Source organism: Leptotrichia sp. SK-5 (genome assembly GCF_055387215.1).
Window position 1 is genome coordinate 1,669,604 of the sequence record NZ_AP028931.1, and the last position, 17,363, is coordinate 1,686,966.

Annotated in this window: 21 protein-coding genes; 3 read left to right on the forward strand and 18 right to left on the reverse strand. The window is 28.7% G+C overall.

Translation table 11 applies throughout. The features are described from left to right. Positions 1 to 116 precede the first annotated feature (116 nt). The 15 genes from ACZ5B9_RS08400 to ACZ5B9_RS08470 all read right to left on the reverse strand — a co-directional run bounded on the left by ACZ5B9_RS08400 (position 117) and on the right by ACZ5B9_RS08470 (position 11,799). Complete coding sequence (locus ACZ5B9_RS08400) at positions 117 to 758, reverse strand: EexN family lipoprotein (protein WP_464422193.1); 642 nt, start codon at positions 756 to 758, stop codon at positions 117 to 119. A gap of 30 nt (positions 759 to 788) precedes the next feature. Continuing rightward, positions 789 to 1,439 (reverse strand): NUDIX hydrolase, encoded by a 651-nt coding sequence (locus ACZ5B9_RS08405; RefSeq protein ID WP_464422194.1) that lies wholly within the window; start codon positions 1,437 to 1,439, stop codon positions 789 to 791. 24 nt (positions 1,440 to 1,463) lie between these two features. Then, positions 1,464 to 1,865, reverse strand: coding sequence for a hypothetical protein (locus ACZ5B9_RS08410; RefSeq protein WP_464422195.1), 402 nt, complete (start codon positions 1,863 to 1,865; stop codon positions 1,464 to 1,466). Then, positions 1,853 to 2,326: a hypothetical protein gene (locus ACZ5B9_RS08415; protein ID WP_464422196.1), complete on the reverse strand. Its 474-nt coding sequence runs from the start codon at positions 2,324 to 2,326 to the stop codon at positions 1,853 to 1,855. Before ACZ5B9_RS08415 ends, ACZ5B9_RS08410 begins: the two co-directional genes overlap by 13 nt. An 84-nt stretch (positions 2,327 to 2,410) precedes the next feature. Further along, entirely contained in the window at positions 2,411 to 3,592 is a 1,182-nt protein-coding gene (locus tag ACZ5B9_RS08420; protein ID WP_464422197.1) for a phosphopentomutase, read from the reverse strand. Positions 3,593 to 3,677: 85 nt separating this feature from the next. After that, entirely contained in the window at positions 3,678 to 4,256 is a 579-nt protein-coding gene (locus ACZ5B9_RS08425; protein WP_464422198.1) for a hypothetical protein, read from the reverse strand. Positions 4,257 to 4,277: 21 nt separating this feature from the next. Beyond that, the gene (locus ACZ5B9_RS08430; protein WP_464422199.1) at positions 4,278 to 4,775 is read right to left on the reverse strand and encodes a hypothetical protein; all 498 of its coding nucleotides are present in this window, start codon (positions 4,773 to 4,775) and stop codon (positions 4,278 to 4,280) included. Positions 4,776 to 4,797: 22 nt separating this feature from the next. Beyond that, complete coding sequence (locus ACZ5B9_RS08435; RefSeq protein ID WP_369712333.1) at positions 4,798 to 5,256, reverse strand: immunity 51 family protein; 459 nt, start codon at positions 5,254 to 5,256, stop codon at positions 4,798 to 4,800. A 111-nt stretch (positions 5,257 to 5,367) separates the two neighbouring features. Continuing rightward, positions 5,368 to 6,255, reverse strand: a complete 888-nt coding sequence (locus ACZ5B9_RS08440; RefSeq protein ID WP_464422200.1) for a YdbT family protein — start codon at positions 6,253 to 6,255, stop codon at positions 5,368 to 5,370. A gap of 189 nt (positions 6,256 to 6,444) precedes the next feature. Then, positions 6,445 to 7,593 (reverse strand): protein kinase domain-containing protein, encoded by a 1,149-nt coding sequence (locus ACZ5B9_RS08445; RefSeq protein WP_464422201.1) that lies wholly within the window; start codon positions 7,591 to 7,593, stop codon positions 6,445 to 6,447. Positions 7,594 to 7,612: 19 nt separating this feature from the next. Further along, on the reverse strand, positions 7,613 to 8,335 hold the full coding sequence (locus tag ACZ5B9_RS08450) for an endonuclease/exonuclease/phosphatase family protein (RefSeq protein ID WP_464422202.1): 723 nt from the start codon (positions 8,333 to 8,335) through the stop codon (positions 7,613 to 7,615). A 55-nt stretch (positions 8,336 to 8,390) separates the two neighbouring features. Next, complete coding sequence (locus ACZ5B9_RS08455) at positions 8,391 to 9,140, reverse strand: DKNYY domain-containing protein (RefSeq protein WP_464422203.1); 750 nt, start codon at positions 9,138 to 9,140, stop codon at positions 8,391 to 8,393. 105 nt (positions 9,141 to 9,245) lie between these two features. Continuing rightward, the gene (locus ACZ5B9_RS08460) at positions 9,246 to 10,085 is read right to left on the reverse strand and encodes an SH3 domain-containing protein (protein WP_464422204.1); all 840 of its coding nucleotides are present in this window, start codon (positions 10,083 to 10,085) and stop codon (positions 9,246 to 9,248) included. Between the two features lie 261 nt (positions 10,086 to 10,346). Next, on the reverse strand, positions 10,347 to 11,012 hold the full coding sequence (gene deoC / locus ACZ5B9_RS08465; RefSeq protein WP_464423944.1) for a deoxyribose-phosphate aldolase: 666 nt from the start codon (positions 11,010 to 11,012) through the stop codon (positions 10,347 to 10,349). A 79-nt stretch (positions 11,013 to 11,091) separates the two neighbouring features. After that, positions 11,092 to 11,799, reverse strand: a complete 708-nt coding sequence (locus ACZ5B9_RS08470) for a GntR family transcriptional regulator (protein ID WP_464422205.1) — start codon at positions 11,797 to 11,799, stop codon at positions 11,092 to 11,094. Positions 11,800 to 12,130: 331 nt separating this feature from the next. On the opposite strand from ACZ5B9_RS08470, the gene ACZ5B9_RS08475 reads away from it, so the two are divergent. Continuing rightward, the gene (locus ACZ5B9_RS08475; protein WP_464422206.1) at positions 12,131 to 12,874 is read left to right on the forward strand and encodes an SDR family oxidoreductase; all 744 of its coding nucleotides are present in this window, start codon (positions 12,131 to 12,133) and stop codon (positions 12,872 to 12,874) included. Between the two features lie 175 nt (positions 12,875 to 13,049). Then, complete coding sequence (gene fabV, locus ACZ5B9_RS08480) at positions 13,050 to 14,243, forward strand: enoyl-ACP reductase FabV (RefSeq protein ID WP_464422207.1); 1,194 nt, start codon at positions 13,050 to 13,052, stop codon at positions 14,241 to 14,243. A 154-nt stretch (positions 14,244 to 14,397) separates the two neighbouring features. Here the strand turns inward: fabV and ACZ5B9_RS08485 are convergent, their stop codons facing one another. The 3 genes from ACZ5B9_RS08485 to ACZ5B9_RS08495 all read right to left on the reverse strand — a co-directional run bounded on the left by ACZ5B9_RS08485 (position 14,398) and on the right by ACZ5B9_RS08495 (position 16,566). Next, complete coding sequence (locus ACZ5B9_RS08485; RefSeq protein ID WP_464422208.1) at positions 14,398 to 15,303, reverse strand: magnesium transporter CorA family protein; 906 nt, start codon at positions 15,301 to 15,303, stop codon at positions 14,398 to 14,400. 187 nt (positions 15,304 to 15,490) lie between these two features. Further along, positions 15,491 to 15,925 (reverse strand): hypothetical protein, encoded by a 435-nt coding sequence (locus ACZ5B9_RS08490; RefSeq protein ID WP_464422209.1) that lies wholly within the window; start codon positions 15,923 to 15,925, stop codon positions 15,491 to 15,493. 20 nt (positions 15,926 to 15,945) lie between these two features. Beyond that, positions 15,946 to 16,566, reverse strand: a complete 621-nt coding sequence (locus tag ACZ5B9_RS08495; protein WP_464422210.1) for an EndoU domain-containing protein — start codon at positions 16,564 to 16,566, stop codon at positions 15,946 to 15,948. 179 nt (positions 16,567 to 16,745) lie between these two features. On the opposite strand from ACZ5B9_RS08495, the gene ACZ5B9_RS08500 reads away from it, so the two are divergent. Further along, positions 16,746 to 17,336, forward strand: a complete 591-nt coding sequence (locus tag ACZ5B9_RS08500; RefSeq protein ID WP_464422211.1) for a histidine phosphatase family protein — start codon at positions 16,746 to 16,748, stop codon at positions 17,334 to 17,336. Positions 17,337 to 17,363 lie beyond the last annotated feature (27 nt).

Below are 17,363 nucleotides of genomic sequence, written 5' to 3' on the forward strand. Positions count from 1 at the left end.
TTAAAAAATATTTTAAAAGTAAAAAAGTGTGATATATAAAAAAAGACTATTTTAGAACTTATCAAGTTTTAGGGTTAGTCTTTTTTATATATTTTATTTAGCAAGAATTAACTGTATTATTTCAACTCCTTTAACTCTTTTAAATCAGGATATACTTCTTTTAATACTGGTATTGATATTTTATCAATATTTATCATATACCATTGCCCTTCATCTTCAAATATTAAAGTTTCGCTTTTACCTTCTTCAGATTTACCATCACTTGTCTTAAACTGGGAACTAAGTGGTACAACTGCGTATGTTCTCCCCACGAAAGTTTGATTTACTCTTGCTTTGCTGAAATCTCTTGTTAATATCAGTTTTCCATCTCCATATTCTTCAGGTGCATATTTAGATATTTCTTCTACAAATTCCTTTGCAGTAACTCCGTTAGCTTTTCCTACATGTTCAGCCACTTTTTTTGGAAACAAATCAAACATATGCTCGTATTGTCCATTTTCTATATATTTTTCATTCTTTTTTACCTTAGCCTCAATTTCAGATTTATTTTTATCCCAAACTTCCTTTGCCATTTCAGCTTGTACTTTCTTTACATTAACACAATTTTTGTCATTTAATTTTAATTTTCCTGTACTACATTTCTGCATTGTTTCCTTCAGAAGTTTTTCATCTTTTTTTAAATCATCCGCTGAATTACCTCCACAGCTTAATAATCCAATAAACGCTGTTAAAATCAGCATAGCTTTAACTTTTTTCATAACATTTTTTCTCCTTATTCATTTTTTAACTTAATCAAAAATTACTTTCCAATTATCTCTATTTTCATTTGCATCAAAGCACATTCGTATCTGCTCAGCGGTAGTTTTATTAGTTGCAAGCTCTGGCAATTCATCAATTCCAAAATATCGGCTGTCAATCGTTTCTATATTTTTCTCAAATTTTCCGCTAACATATTTACACAACACAAAAATTTTTGTTATACCATAAGGAATTGCTTTCCTTTGATTTTTTGTTACATCCAGTAAGGCTACAATCATTTCTGCACTTGCTTCAATTCCAGCTTCCTCCTTAACTTCCTTTAATACGTTTTCCTTAACTGAAAGATGTACATCTGCCCATCCGCCTGGCAATGCCCATTTTCCATTACTCTCCTGAATTAGTAAAATCTTATTATTTTCAAAAATCACAGCTCTAGTATCAATTTTAGGTGTCTGATATCCAACTTCATTACAAAACAGATTTTTTACTTTTTCTACCGAAATATCAGTCTTGTGAGCTACCATCTCTGCTGAAATCTCTCTAATTCTCTCAAATCGCTCGATATCAAACTTATCCTTTCCATACGCAAGTCCCGCCTGAGCCAGACTTTGCAATTCAATCGCCCAATTTAGCCATTTTTCTTCTTCCAATTTTTTCTCCGATTTTTTTCCATCTTTCATCAATCATCACCCTCCATCAAAACTTTACTCCTCAACATTGACTTTTATTACTTCTCTCATAAACATCAAATACAAGAATAAAATTAAAAAGATAACACTAATAATTGTTCTCAAAATAGATGGTTTTTGTAAAATAAAATTATTTATTATTAATTGAAGTATTACCATCATTATCGGCAAACTAACATCAATCCTTACAGAGACCTTGGCATCTCTCCCCACTACCTTAATTTTCTTCACAACCTTTTTAAGTCCAGTCCTAAATATTGTAACTTCATGCTCCCCTTTTGAAACTTGAATCTCCAAATATTTTTTCCTAAACTCTATCGGATTTCCACCATCTATTTTTACTCTGTAACCAGTTGTTCGATTTTTATCAGCATTTTTTTCTTTTATATTTAGGTTGTTTATTATTAATTTTGGCATTTATTTACCCTTTCTTTTAAATTTATTGCATAATCAACTGCAAGCCATGTTTGAACTTCATTTTCTACATTTACATTTTCTAGAAAAGAAACTCCAAAACTAAAAATTTGATTCCTTGTTTTTTCCAAAATTACAATTTCAATTCCATTTTCCAAATACTCAACATCAAAATCATTATTATTCCCATCAGACTCTGCCATAGACAATCCAGAAGTTGTCCCAATTATTAATTTCCCTCTATTAACTTCAAAAGAGATTGCTTCCAATCTCTCTCCAGTTTCAACAAAACTTTCATATTCAAAATCTGTTTCTAAAATACATTTTAAAAAATGTTTGTTTATTTTATATACTTTTTCCTTTTTAAATTCATACTTCAATAAATATGTTTCAGTTTTCAAAAAAGATTTAGAATTTTGAATTTTAGAAAAATTAAACTCAACTTCCTTTTTATCTAAAAACATTCGTATATTTCCAAAAGGTGTTTTTAGCATTATTTTCTCATTTCATCTAATTTCTAACCTCAATTAACCCATATTTATCTATTTTTAGTCTTCCAAAATTTCTTTTGCAAAACTTCCTTCTTTTTCAGTTTCCAATAAAATTTCTTCAACAGTTGCCGCAATATCAGCAAAAGTTTTTCTTGTTCCAATATTTACATTCTTTTTAACATTTTTACCACAAATCATTATAGGTATATATTCTCTTGTATGGTCTGTTCCTTTGAATGTAGGGTCATTTCCATGATCAGCTGTGATAATCAGAATTTCATCATCTTTCAAGTTTTTTTGGATTTCAGGAAGCCAGTTATCAAATTCGATTAGAGCCTTTACATATCCTTCTACATCTCTTCTATGTCCGTAAACAGCATCAAAATCAACTAAGTTAGTGAAAATCAATCCTTTTGTATCTTCCTTCAATGCGGCTATTGTTTTTTTTATTCCATCTAGATTGTCCTGATTAGCTTTTCTGTTATCTGTAATTCCTTTTCCATTGAACAAATCGCTTGTCTTACCAATTCCCACTACATCAAGTCCAGCTTTTTCCAATCTTTCAAGCATGCTTTCTTTTGGAGGGTCAATAGAGAAGTCGTGTCTGTTTGCAGTTCTCTTAAATTCTCCTACTTTTTTACCAACATAAGGTCTTGCAATTACCCTTGCTACAGGTGATTTCTCATTACAAATTTCAAGTGCAATTTCACACGCTTTGTAAAGTTCTTCTAACGGTATAATTTCTTCATTTGCGGCAATCTGGAATACAGGATCTGCCGAACCGTAAACTATCCAGTTACCTGTTTTTATCTGCTCTTCTCCATATTGATCAATTGCGACAGTTCCTGAAAGTGGCTTGTTTAACATAACTTTTCTTCCAGTTTTTTCTTCAAATTCTTTTATAACCTCATCTGAAAATCCATTTTGGTAGTTTGGAAACGGTCTTTCCAATGGTACTCCGGCAATTTCCCAGTGTCCAGTTGTGGAATCTTTTCCATGTGACACTTCAATCGCTCTTCCATAAGCCCCTTCAGCACTTTCAACAGCTGGAGTCCCTTCAATCTCAGTAATATTTCCAAGCCCCAATTTCCCCATATTAGGCAAGCTCATTCCCCCATAAGCTTTCGCCATATTTCCTAAGGTATTTGACCCACAGTCATCAAATAAGTTTGCATCAGGCAATTCTCCTGCTCCAACACTGTCCAGTACAATTAATGTAATTCTTTCTATTTTTTTCATTTCTATCTATCCCTTTCTTTTTTATTTACTAATATTATACCTTTTATATTTTTTAAAAGCAAATAAATTACCTGTTTTTTTTCTTTCATTCATCAGAGCCATAAACAATCATTAATAAATATTCTTTGTACCGTATCATTCCTGCTGAAAAAACATTGTATGCATAAAATTCACTTAAAATAGCTTCATATTTCTTTATCGCTACATAAAAATTTCCAGGCTCACCAAACCAATGTGTTATTTGATTGAAAAAACATCTTACATTCCAGTATTGTTCCTTTTTATCTACTTTATTTTCTAAGTTTTCAATTATTTCCTCAACAGTAAATTCTGTTTGCAATTTAATAAATTCAGAAATCCTATCATAGTCAGCTTTTGTTTCATTTTGTTTTATCAGATTTTCGTATTTTTTATTTTTTTTGAAAACAATATTCAATTTTTCCAATTTTTTTCTAATATTATTATCTTTTTTCTCAGATGAACTACTTTCATAATATTGCAATAATTTTTTCTTTATTATTTCATTCAAATCATTATTTTTATCATTATCAATAAAAAATGTATCAATGTATATTGCCGTATATTCAGGACAAACCTTCATTCCATTATTCCAACACATTGAAACACCTTCAATAAACCCTTCAATGTAATCCCTATTCTTCATTGTGATAATTCCTTTTCAAAATTATGATTTTTTATAAATATTTGTCAAATCATCAAAAACAACTTTCTCGTAAATCTCAGCATCAGTTATAAACATATATCCATCAAAAAGTACTTCATCGTAAGCCCACACACTAAATTGACTAATAGAATATGGCATTATTTCATCAATTATTAAATTTTGAAAGAAAAAGTTTTCTGTAATAATTCCATTTCTAGCATTTTCTACATCGTATTTAGTTAAGCTATTTCCCAATTTTTGAATAACCTTCTCCAGTGGAACAGACAATTTATTCTCTTTTAAACGGCTGTTTGCCATACCTAAATATTTTTTTACAATGCTATTCTTTATTTTGACATCCCATTCTTCTACATTATCAAGAATAAGAGACATCTGTTTTTCCAGTTCCTTATCATAAATTTCAGCTTCTTCCATTGATACGTACACTTTTTTCCCAAGCCAGTCAACTTCAAAATCCTCAATATCGCTATTATCATTTACATTAAACGCTATCTTCATTTTCCCTCATTTCTATTTTTACTTAAAATGAATCCCAAAAAATATCATCTCCATTTTCCTCAATATATTTATAAATTTTATCTTCATTTTCAATCAAATCCTCAACTATTTCAGCCACTTTCCGTATTTTTTCCCAGTTTTCCTTAGTATTTCCAAAATAGCGTCCGACATATCCCCCAGCTTCAGGATCAGAATCATAATCTTCATAAAGTTCTGGATAATTATTCTCCAAATAACTTTCAATCAAAGCCGCCCATCCATGGCCATTTAAATAGGCTTCTTCATTAATTTCAGATACTTTTTCAAAAATTTCATCAAATTTTTTATCATTATTCATTAGACAAAAGGCTACTTGATCGTTAATATCATTCTTTATTTCCTGTATTTCTTCTTCTGAAAGTTCCATTCCACTTTTTTTCAAACTTTCAATGTATTCCTCAAACCCTTTTTCATCTTGCTCATCAATTGCTACATATTTCATAAATTTCTCCTTCTTTTCTTCATTTTATTTTTAACCAATCTCCAACACCGCCAGGTATGATAAATAATCTGATAACTTTATTCATTCCTGTAAATCATTGTTTTTATAATTTTAATTATCATATTTTTTATAATTTTTAGGCATAATATTATTTTGAAAATAATAGAAATTAAATTTTACACTATTAAAATTTGTATTTTCATAATTAACTATCACTTTTTTATCTGTTTCAAAAAAATCATCCATAATATAAATTCCTTTTTTCTTTTCAAATATTGATATACTGTAATTACTATATCTTTTCATAATATAATCTTTTCTAAAAAATTTTATCATAGTCATCACTAGTAATAATATTATTATTACAAATAATTCAATCATTAATTCTAAATCCCCCCAAGCAATTCCAACCGAAAAAATTGATACTATACTAAATATTGAACAACACAACATACGAAATCTTTCAAAAATTGAATATTTCACATATAATTTTTCTCCATTCACTTTTTCACGAATTTCTTTTTTTGGATAATCTATTTTCTCCAACAAATATTCCAAAATCTCATCTTTATTTTTTATGTCACAAAAAATATAACTTTTTTTATGATTACTTTCTATTGAAACATCGATTATTAAATTACAGAAATACTTATAAATATTTATTGAGCTATCAAAGTTTAAAAAAATATCATACGATCCTAATATATTTTTTCTCACTGTCAAAGTTTTTATATCATTATACGCAATAGTCTTCTTAAAAAATAGACCTTTTATTTTCACTTCATAATCAGAAAAATCAAATTTCATCTTGCTTTTAATAATCATTACCAAAAGAAATCTGTATACAAAATAACTTATTCCAATAGCCAAAAAAATTATTCCAACCTTTTCTTTTTTATTAAATAAAATATCAATTCCTCCTAATAAATGACTTAAACATATTACTAGAAAAAATATATCCCACATATTAATTTCAAATTTTGAATATTTTATTTTCATCCAATTTATCTCCGTATTTTATTATTTCTTCCTATACTTTCTCCCTTTCTTCTCTCCAATCGCCTCCAAAATTCCACATTTTACAAGTATCTTATTACTGTAAAATCTGAAAATTAATTTTAGTAGTTTACAAACAGTCTTTCAAATAGTACTCTGACAATTTTCTTGTTACCATACCGTCTAGTACAATTAATTTAATTCTCTTAATAATTTTTTTACTTCTGTAGAAAATTCTTCCATATTTTGAAATCTATTTTCTAAATCGCTCATTCCTTTTTCTATAAAAGCTTTAATTTTTTTGTTCTTTATATTGGAAAAATTTCTTTTTCCAGTTAACAAGAATGTTATTAATTGACTTAAAGCATATGTTTCATGCCTTATTTCATAATTTTTAAATCCTACCACCCTTAACTGAGGATCATTTAATGAACCTTTTATATCTGTATTTGTTGAAGTTAAAAAGCTTTCTTCTGTTTTCACTAATCCAAAATCACTTACTTTTATCAAAACATTACTATCATATTTTTTAATTAATATATTATACGGGCTTATATCTCTATGCAAAATATCATTTTGTGATAAATATAAAAAACATCCTAAAATTTGGCGAATTATTTGTTTAATTTTTTCCATATTTGGTTTAGTTTTTTGAATATAATCAAATAATGTTGTATCTAAATACTCCATAATATATTTATTTTGAGATGCTAAATATTTGTATACTTTGACTACAAAAGGCGAATTTAATTTTTTCATTGTACTAAATTCACTTCTAAAACGTTCTATCTCTTTTGAATCTTCACCTTTTAATTTTTTCATTGCAAACCATTCCTCGTAATCTTCATCATAATATTTATACACTTTAGCATATGCACCTTCGCCGATAATTTCCAATTTTATTTTTTTATCTTTTTTTACTATAGTTTCCTCAAAATAAAATACTGGTTCTGTTTTTATTATATCAATTTTTAAAAAACTTTCTGGAACATTTGTTCCATTATATTTAGAAATAAATGTATTTATTTCTGCTATTTTATCGCTATATTCTTTCCGTAATGCTATTTTTTGTTTATATAAATTTGAAACAAACTCTTCTATTTTTTCATTTAACTCCATAAAATCTCTTGAATCATTTGCGTGAAAGTATCTAGCTTGTAGCTGAGAGTTCATATATGTAAAAATATTATTCAACCAATTTTGGAAAGAACTACATACTAAACTTAAATTTTCATCCTCAAATTCATATATTTCTTTGTATTTAATTGAAAGTTTCCCAAGTTCTCTTAAATCTTCTACAACATTTTTTAAAAAATTTTTTTCACCTTTTGCTAATTCCATTTTTTTACACTTTCCTTCTTCACTCAATCTCCAACACCGCCATATACGGCAAATGATCCGACAGCTTTGTCCATTCCTGCGAATCATCATTTATAAAAAAACTTTGCTTAGTTCTATAATTTTCACCTTTTTTGGCCATTATATAATCAATTCTCTGTGTTTCAAGATTTCTGTTTTCAAGATTTGATTTATTTTCCAAGTCCTTGCCTTCAAAATAAGTGTCATTCCAATTTTCAGCAATTTTCTGGTAATGCTCTGTTATTGGCAAGAGGTTAAAATCACCGCATAGAAATTTTATATCTCCCTTAAAATAATCTATAACTGTCATCAAATCGTTAATTTGGGTACTTTTTACTGTAGGTTCATAATCTAAATGAGTATTTATAACCAAGATATGTTTTTTATACTTTGAACTAATTTGTGCTGCCAAAACCTGTCTTTTTTCATTTCCAGCAGATGGCAGCTCGTGAACATATATATTTTTCACATCATATTTTGAAACAAACGCAATTCCAAATTCTCCCTTATCAAAATCCATTGCCTTTTGAAAATAATAATAATTATACCCAAGTTCAAGTGCAAAATCTTGCGTTACATCACGAAAATTACTTCTTTTCGTATTTTTATCAACTTCCTGCAACGCAACAAAATCAGGCTTATATTTTTTTATGCTTTTTGCCAATTTCTTACCATTAGCAAGCCTTGCTCCGTAAATATTGTAAGTCATTATTCTAAATTCCATTTTTTATTTCCTACCCTTTTTATTTTATCTGTATAAGCAATTAGTTTCCAGTTGATTAAAACCATTTCAACTCGTCTTTAGTCAAATATTCATAACTTCTATTTTTATCTTTTCCATCTCCATTTGGAAGCACTTCAAATGTATTATAATCTACACCTTCTAAAATTTTTCCCTTAAAATAAATATTTTTATCATCTTTTATAAACCATTTATTCAGAACTTCTACTTTATCTCTATTAATTCCTTTTACTTCATAAATAAAATAGTATGAATCAAAACAGTTTGACATTGTATTGTTTATATAATATACATTGTATTTATCTTTTCCATATAATGTAGCATATATTATTCCGTTTGGCAAAAATTCAAATGTTTCAGGATTTTTAATTTTTCCCAATAATGGAGAAGGATCTATTACTTCATTTCCGCTATAAACATGATTTTTATCCTTTGCATAATCTTCATTTAAAACTTTAAAACTCATAATATCAGCATTTTCTATTTTTTTATCCCGATAATAAATTTTATTATCATTTTTCCAATAATTTTGACCTAATTTCTCAAAATTTTTAATTTTTACATATTTTATTTTTTCACCCATGTAATAAACATTCTTATCATCTTTTAAAAGAGAAAATCCTATCAACTCAGCAGTTTTCGGATTTGCTCCCTCCAAAATTTCATTTCCATAATAAACATTTCCTTTGTATATTGAATAACTATCTCCTAAAATTTGAATAACATCTCCAAAACCCACATTTGCCAAAATTAATAATAATACTATTTTCAAAAAAATTTTTTTCACAAGTGATCCTCTCTTCAAATCCAAAATTTATTTAATAAACTTGTTTCCCAACTTAATATTTTTTATCTTTAACAAATTTTTTCAATTTTTTTTTACAAAAACACTCTAATCAACATATTTTTTCAACTGGCTCTTATGGATAAATCCTCTATATTCTTTAACTTTCCACTCTTTCTCAAGGTCAGAAGGATAGTCAGCAAAGTAAACATAATACCAGTCACCATATTTTGTAATATATCTTACAATCGTTTCATTATCTAAGTTTGAAATAACTTTTGAATCTTTAGTCGGTTTTTCACGCATATTTGCATATCCATCCTTTGAGTTTACCCTGTATTCTCGAAGGTAACCCGCTTCATCTAAATGCGGTTCATCAAAATCATCTGATTCATCCAACTTTTTCACTTCAAGTTTTGTAATTTTTGATTTTGTACCATCAATTTTCTTTATTTCAGTAACTTGAGCATAAACTGTTGTAAAATCACATTCTGTATATGGAGTTACTTTTTTTATTCTAACTCTTACCGGAGACTGTAATTCCCCTTTTTGAATTTTTTCCATTTTTTCAAATTCTTCTGGAAAAGTTTTTTTTAATATTTCAACTTTAGCCTTTTCCATATCAGCAAATTCCTTTTCAGCATTTCTGCTTTCATCCCAATTATGATAATCAAAATCCCTAGGCTTCAAAACTATCGCTTTCCCATTCACAATATCCTTATTATCAGGATAAAACAGCATTTCCCCATATTCTATTGCAGAACAGGGCACATCTGAATCACTTTTATCCCAATTAATTTTAAATGTTCCCTTCAAATCCAAAATTACTCCATCATCAGTCAAAATAATCTCATCAGATTTCCTATTTTGCCCAAAAGAAAGCATAGAAACTAGCAGAAGAAAACAACAAAAGAAAATATTTCTAAATTTAAAATTTTTAAATTTCATAAATACTCACTTCTCCTTTACATTTTACTGACAGCTATTTGCAAAAGTTTATATACCTAATTAATATACTATTTTCAATTTTAAACTTCTTCTCTTTATGATAAAAGTTCTTAATTTCTTGCTGCATAAATATCTGTTATCCAATTTTTTACTTTAACAAGGGGTACTAACCCCTTGCTTCATAATCCTTCTTTTATTAAATTATAAAAATATATAGTTTAAAAAAAGTCTATTATTATGTTCCTCTTTATTGACTAAAATTTAATACCCTGTTTTTCCGCTTTCCAGTCCTGTTACAATAGCGATTCCTGAACTTGTTCCCAGTCTTGTTGCTCCTAATTCAATATATTTTTTTGCAGTTTCAAGGTCTTTCACTCCACCACTTGCCTTTACTTCTGCTTTATCCCCAACTGTTTTTTTCATAAGTTCTACATCTTCAAATGTAGCTCCTCCTGTTCCAAATCCTGTTGAACTTTTTACAAAATCTGCCTTTGCATTAACCGACAATTCACACGCTTTTACTTTTTCATCATCTGTCAAATAGCAAGTTTCAATTATTACCTTTAGAACATTGTTTCCAATTGCCTCTTTTATTTTTCTAATTTCGTTTTCCACTAAATCATAGTCCTTGTCCTTCAATGCTCCAATATTAATAACCATGTCAATTTCCGAAGCTCCATCTTCAATAGCCTTTTTCGCTTCAAACACTTTCACATCAGTTGCCATCGCTCCCAAAGGAAATCCAACTACCGCCGCAATTTTCACATCGCTGTCCTTAACTTGACTAAAAGCATATTCAACATTTGCTCCATTTACACAAACTGAATAAAATCCATATTCTTTTGCTTCGTCGCAGAGTTTCTTTACATCTTCCCTTGTAGCCATTGCTTTCAAAATTGTGTGGTCAATAAATTTGTTTATTTTCATCATTACCATTCCCTTCCTTGATTTATTGTTTATTATTTTTATTCACTATAAGTATACCGAGTTTTTTCCCTTTTAGCAACTATCTTTTAGCAATTGCAGTAAAAGTAAATTTATCAGGATGATAAGTTATTGTTTCGTATTGGAAAAGATTTCCGTTAGATAAGTAGGCGTAAGTTTCAATAACTACAACTCTGTCAATATTTTCAAGATTTATATGCCTTCTTTCCTCATCTGTTGCACTTCTGAACTTTATTTCCCGTCTTGAATATGATATTTTTAAATTTAGTTCATTTTCCAGATATTCATAAATAGACTTGCCGGCTATTTCATCATTCAGATAAGTAACTATTTTTCTATCAAAATAAGAAGTGGCATACTGAACAGTTTCGCCATCCAAGGAATAAGTACGGACAACCTTATAAAAATCAGCTGTTTTAGAAACATTAAATTTTTCCATCAGTTCCTCGACACCTTGTACTATATATAGACTAACTAAATTTGCCTTGACATCTATATTTTTTATCTTATTCAATTCCTGAAATGTCTGTATTGAAGTAAGCGAAATATTTTTCAAATCCCCTTTTTCAACCACAACTGATCTTTTACCTTTTATTTTTTGAATATATCCTTCCGATTCCAGTAAAGCAAGCGCTTTTCTCACAGTAAGCACTGAACAGGAATAGTCTTTGGCAAAATCTGCTTCCTTTTTTAAATAATCTTTTGGCTTTAATTTTCCATCTTTAATTTGTTTTTTTATATTGTTATATACTTCTTTATATTTACTCATTCTTTACCTTTCCAAAATTATAGTCAATCCTTTTAAAATTTGAAGCAAAAATCGATAAAAACAAGAAATTGTCTATATCTAACCTTCTACTCTCGTTCTAAACTGAAATGCTATAATCCCTTTAACATCGTATTTCTTTTTTATAATTTGAATGAAATAACTGAAACTTTTAAAGTTAATTTATTATAATTATACTTTAAAATATTAAAAATAACAACTATAACATACCATTTATTTTTTGTAATAGATATATATAGACCTATTGACTTTTTAGAAAGATATGTTATAATTTCATTATGTAAAAATTAATTATTTAAAGGAGATGATTTAAATGGCTGTAAAAAACAAAGTCGTTATTGTTACAGGAGCTTCTTCAGGAATTGGAAGGGCTACTGCGAAATTATTAGGAGAAAGCGGAGCAAAAGTTGTACTTGCCGCAAGAAATGAAGACAAATTACAGGAAACTGTTGCTGAAATAAAGGAAAAAAGAGGAGAAGCCGCTTACAAAGTGACAGATGTATCAAAAAGAGAGGAAGTAAAAGCATTGGTTGATTTTGCAATTTCTGAATATGGAAAAATAGATGTTATATTTAATAATGCAGGATTAATGCCAAATGCACCATTGTCAGAACTAAAAAATAGCGAATGGGACGAAATGATTGATGTGAACTTAAAAGGTGTATTAAACGGTATTGAAGCTGTACTTCCACATTTTATCAAGCAAAAATCTGGACATGTTATTAGCACATCTTCTGTTGCTGGACTAAACACATATCTTGGAGCAGGAGTTTACTGTGCTACAAAACACGGTGTAAAAGCACTAATGGAAGTACTGAGAAAAGAAAGTGCCAACGAAAAAATGAATGTCCGTACAACAACTCTATATTTAGGAGCATTCCGAACTGAACTTGCAACACGTATCACAAATAAAGCAATTAAGGAAAGAATCGAATTCCTTTACGACACAATTGGAGCAGATCCTATAATAGTTGCCGAAGCTGTAAAATTTGCGATTGATTTGCCAGAAGAAGTTAGCATGAACGAAATCACGCTTTATCCTACTGCACAGTTATAATTTTACAAAAATTTTTCTCCAAAAAATTATTTTGATTTCCAAAATTATTTATTTTTATTTAAATTAAAATATTTCTTGAAAATACATGATAAAATATGTTATCATTTTAAATGTATGATTTTTTTAAAATTGAAAAATAATTATAATAAATAATTTTTTAGGAGGAAAAGAAAAAATGGTTATAAAACCTAGATTAAAAGGTGGTTTAGCACTTACAAACCATCCAATTGGAGCAAAAGAATTTGTAAAAAGGCAAATTGACTATGTAAAATCACAAGATAAATATGAAGGCCCAAAAAAAGTTCTAATTATCGGTTCTTCATCTGGATACGGACTTGCCACAAGAATCTCCCTTGCCTTCGGTGCTGGATCTGAAACTATCGGAGTGGCATTTGAAAAAGGTGTAGAAGGAAAAAGAGTAGGCTCTGCTGGCTGGTGGAATACAATTGCCTTTAACGAAGCTGCTGAAAAAGAAGGCTTAGTTTCTAAAAACTTCATTGGCGATGCCTTCTCAATGGAAATGAAAGATGATGTAATAAAGTTCATTAAAGAAAAATTTGGTGGAAAAATCGACTTGTTAATTTACAGCTTAGCAAGTGCAGTCAGAACTGATCCAATTGACGGTGTAACTTACCGTTCAGCATTAAAATCTACAACAAAGGACATTACAGGTCCAACTATCAACTTTGAAAAAGAAGTTATGGAAGAAACAACAATGGGTGTCGCAACTCCAGAAGAAATCAAAAGCACTGTAAAAGTTATGGGTGGAGAAGACTGGAAATTATGGATTGAGGCGCTTGATAAAGGCGGTGTTCTTTCTGAAGGCTTCAAAACAGTAGCTTACTCATATTTAGGCCCAAAAGTAACTTATGGAATCTATAAGGAAGGTACAATTGGAGCCGCAAAAAGAGATTTGGAACATACTTCTGATGTTTTAAATGACTTTTTAAAAGAAAAATACAATGGAGAAGCATACGTTTCATTAAGTAAAGCTCTAATGACAAAAGCAAGTGCAGTTATCCCTATTTTCCCATTATACGCAGCATTGCTTTACAAAGTAATGAAGGAAAAAGGTATCCACGAAGGTACAATCGAACAAAAACACAGACTTTTGACTCAGATGGTTTATGGAAACAATCCTGTTATTGACGAAGAAAGAAGATTACGTCCAGATAACTGGGAAATGCGTGAAGACGTTCAAGCTGAAGTAGAAGCTCTTTGGGATAAAGTTACTCCAGATAACTTTAAGGAAATAAGCGATTATGCTGGAGCAAGAGAAGAATTTATGCAGTTAAATGGATTTGATTTTGACAATGTGGATTATGATGCTGATATTGACTTAGATGAATTAGCAAAATTAAAACCTTAATTTTAAAAATTTACAAAAACAAACAACAAAAAATTAGACTATCTTTTAGAAAAAATATTCTTTAAGATAGTCTTTTATTATATTGTATAATAAATTTACTTTAAAATTATAGTTGTATTTATATGACTTTATTTTGATTTTTTATATTTTTATATTACAAAACTTTCTTTTTTAAATATTTCCATAAAATTACCATCAGTACCATCATTATTACAAAAATTGTTCCCAATGCAAAAAATCCTGCTTCTTGAAATGGCAATTTCACATTCATTCCATAAAATCCAAAAATCATATTTGGAACAGTAATCAATATCGTTACTGCTGCCAAAAGCTTCATTGTTATATTCATATTATTTCCAATATATGATGAATACGTCTCTCTCGTTGTTTTACAAATTTCACAGTATGAAGAGGATAAATCAAGTGTAAAATTTATCTCTTGCAAAATTCTTGTCATATATTCTTCATATTGTTCAAACTGCTCATCTTCTTTCAAATTCTCAACAACATAATCCAAATTTCTCAATGCAATATTATAAACATAAAATCCTTGTTCTACTTCTGAAAGAGAAATTAATTTCTCGTTACTTTGTTGTTCTCTCAAAACAGTTTCTATCTTATCGTGTTCTCCAATCAAAATTCTCACATATTTATACAAACTTTGAGAAATTTTATGAAGCATATTTAGAAAAAAACGATTTTCTTCAAGAACGTCATTTCTTAACTTGGCATATTCCTCAACAAATTGATAGAAATCGTTGTAATAATCATCATCTAAAATAACAATTTTATCTTCTTTAAAAAAAATTACAATTGGATTAATTTCATAAGATGTAAATTCTTTATCTTTCGTAGATTTTTTAACAGTTGGATAATATAGTTTATAAATTTCCCAGTCCGATTTTGAAATTCTTGGAGTAAAAATTTCCTCATCAATAACATTTTTTATTTTATCTTCTTCAATTTCTAATCTTTCTGATAAAATCTTATAATCTTCATCTTTCAAATTGTAAACATAAGAAATTATTTTACCACTTTTCGTATCTATTCTTTTTATCATAATTACCTTTCTAATCTTCTATTTTTCTCTATTTATACTATGCTAAACCCCACTTAAAATAGGAATAAATTTTTATAATAGGGTTATTTTATAGCTAATTCATAATCATTCAACTAAATTGTTTTTTATTATTTTTCACATATTTTAATTAATAAATATTCTTTCATATTACTATATTTTTTATTTCTTAAATCTCCACTGCAACTTCACTTTTTAAATCAACTTCCATTTCCAAAAACTTTTTCCAGCCTTCAAAAACCTTTCTATATTCTTCAAACTTACAATCCCACAGCGGATATTCCTCACAAATCCCAAAAATTGTATGCTCAAATTCTACTTTTTCTTTATTAATTTTATGTTGAAAAGCCTGTCCATCCCAAACAGTTTCTTGCATTTTCCCAGCTTCAACTTTTTCTAGCTGTGGCAAAAAAATATCAATTATTTCCACATCTGGAAAATCTTCCATTATTCCAGTTATTAGATATTTTGTATACTCTTCTTTCTTTTTTTCTAAATTCTTATTTTTTTTATTTTTTGTTATTTCTTTTTCAGAAAATGTTATTTCTGGAAATGCAGTCAATCCAAAATCTTCATCGTAATAATAACTAAATTTTATAATCATCATTTCCTCCTTTCTAAAATCTAACGATTTTCATAAACTGGATAAGCCGTTATTCTAGGGCTTTTGTAACCACGGATTACAACTCCACTTTTGCTTATTCCCTGCCACATATTGTTATCTCTGCCTTTAACATCTTTTCTATTTTCCCAAGCTGAGTTTATCTCGTCAATAATTCTCGCTTCATCCCAGTTTTCTGGAAACATCGTATTTACTCCACCATTAGAAGTTTTTGCCTGCCAAGTTCCATCTTTTTTCTTTACTTCAATACTTGCTCTATACACTCCATTTTTAGCTGGATTTCCAATTTTTTTCACAATTCTCACATCTCCACGCAAAAGTGAATGTCCACCAGTAACTTTCCCTTGGGAATTTTCATCTCCACCAATTACATGATCATAATCAATTTGATATTTTCTATTTCCTTGATTTGAAGTATTTCGAGTACGTTTTCCATTTTTATTTTCTATATTTTTCTGTTTAATAGCATTCTTTTTGCTATTTCTCTTATTTTGCGCAACAAATTCCTTTGAAGAATTTTCCTTTGCATTTATACTGTTATTTCTGCTTAAATACAGTTTTCCTAGTCCAAACAATATAATAACGAATAACAGCAATATTTTTACGATTTTATTTTTATTCATTTATAAATTTCCTCCTTTTTTATATGCTTATTAATTATATCAGACTTATATTTTAAAATCAATATTGTAAATTTTTTCTAAATTTAATAATTATGAGAAAATATGGTATAATAATGTTAAAAATAATCAGTGGCTAGAGTAGTAGAATATCTATAAAAATAGAAAGGAATAGATTAATTATGAAAAAGACTTTATATTTAATGCGGCATGGCCAGACTTTATTCAATTTACGGAAAAAAATTCAAGGGAGCTGTGATTCTCCATTGACTGACGAGGGAATCAGACAGGCTAAAGTGGCTGGAAAATATTTTACGGATAATGGGATTATTTTTGATGCAGCTTATTCTTCTACTCAGGAACGGGCTTGTGATACACTTGAAATTGTAACTGATAATAAGGTGAAATATGAAAGATTAAAAGGATTAAAGGAATGGAATTTTGGATTGTTTGAAGGAGAAAGTGAGGATCTGAATCCAAAACATCCGAATGAAAGAACTTATGGGGACTTTTTTGTAAATTTTGGTGGAGAAAGTAACAAGGATGTTGAGAAAAGAATGCACGAAACTTTGACTCAGATTATGGAAAAGGATGGGAATAATACTGTTCTTGCTGTGAGCCACGGTGGTGCCTGCTACACTTTCTTTTTAAAGCATGCTCCAGATGTTCCATTTACAGGCCTTCCAAACTGTGCCATTTTCAAATATGAGTATGAAAATGGTAAATTTACATTTATTGAACTTATTAAACACGATTTTACAAAAGAAATATAACTAAAAAATGCCTTAAATAAACTTTTA

Bases quoted from the DNA above. Each gene is read 5' to 3' on its own strand.
- ACZ5B9_RS08400 (WP_464422193.1), bottom strand. From the start codon at position 758: ATGAAAAAAGTTAAAGCTATGCTGATTTTAACAGCGTTTATTGGATTA.
- ACZ5B9_RS08405 (WP_464422194.1), bottom strand. From the start codon at position 1,439: ATGAAAGATGGAAAAAAATCGGAGAAAAAATTGGAAGAAGAAAAATGG.
- ACZ5B9_RS08410 (WP_464422195.1), bottom strand. From the start codon at position 1,865: ATGCCAAAATTAATAATAAACAACCTAAATATAAAAGAAAAAAATGCT.
- ACZ5B9_RS08415 (WP_464422196.1), bottom strand. From the start codon at position 2,326: ATGTTTTTAGATAAAAAGGAAGTTGAGTTTAATTTTTCTAAAATTCAA.
- ACZ5B9_RS08420 (WP_464422197.1), bottom strand. From the start codon at position 3,592: ATGAAAAAAATAGAAAGAATTACATTAATTGTACTGGACAGTGTTGGA.
- ACZ5B9_RS08425 (WP_464422198.1), bottom strand. From the start codon at position 4,256: ATGAAGAATAGGGATTACATTGAAGGGTTTATTGAAGGTGTTTCAATG.
- ACZ5B9_RS08430 (WP_464422199.1), bottom strand. From the start codon at position 4,775: ATGAAGATAGCGTTTAATGTAAATGATAATAGCGATATTGAGGATTTT.
- ACZ5B9_RS08435 (WP_369712333.1), bottom strand. From the start codon at position 5,256: ATGAAATATGTAGCAATTGATGAGCAAGATGAAAAAGGGTTTGAGGAA.
- ACZ5B9_RS08440 (WP_464422200.1), bottom strand. From the start codon at position 6,255: ATGAAAATAAAATATTCAAAATTTGAAATTAATATGTGGGATATATTT.
- ACZ5B9_RS08445 (WP_464422201.1), bottom strand. From the start codon at position 7,593: ATGGAATTAGCAAAAGGTGAAAAAAATTTTTTAAAAAATGTTGTAGAA.
- ACZ5B9_RS08450 (WP_464422202.1), bottom strand. From the start codon at position 8,335: ATGGAATTTAGAATAATGACTTACAATATTTACGGAGCAAGGCTTGCT.
- ACZ5B9_RS08460 (WP_464422204.1), bottom strand. From the start codon at position 10,085: ATGAAATTTAAAAATTTTAAATTTAGAAATATTTTCTTTTGTTGTTTT.
- deoC (WP_464423944.1), bottom strand. From the start codon at position 11,012: ATGAAAATAAACAAATTTATTGACCACACAATTTTGAAAGCAATGGCT.
- ACZ5B9_RS08470 (WP_464422205.1), bottom strand. From the start codon at position 11,799: ATGAGTAAATATAAAGAAGTATATAACAATATAAAAAAACAAATTAAA.
- ACZ5B9_RS08475 (WP_464422206.1), top strand. From the start codon at position 12,131: ATGGCTGTAAAAAACAAAGTCGTTATTGTTACAGGAGCTTCTTCAGGA.
- fabV (WP_464422207.1), top strand. From the start codon at position 13,050: ATGGTTATAAAACCTAGATTAAAAGGTGGTTTAGCACTTACAAACCAT.
- ACZ5B9_RS08485 (WP_464422208.1), bottom strand. From the start codon at position 15,303: ATGATAAAAAGAATAGATACGAAAAGTGGTAAAATAATTTCTTATGTT.
- ACZ5B9_RS08490 (WP_464422209.1), bottom strand. From the start codon at position 15,925: ATGATTATAAAATTTAGTTATTATTACGATGAAGATTTTGGATTGACT.
- ACZ5B9_RS08495 (WP_464422210.1), bottom strand. From the start codon at position 16,566: ATGAATAAAAATAAAATCGTAAAAATATTGCTGTTATTCGTTATTATA.
- ACZ5B9_RS08500 (WP_464422211.1), top strand. From the start codon at position 16,746: ATGAAAAAGACTTTATATTTAATGCGGCATGGCCAGACTTTATTCAAT.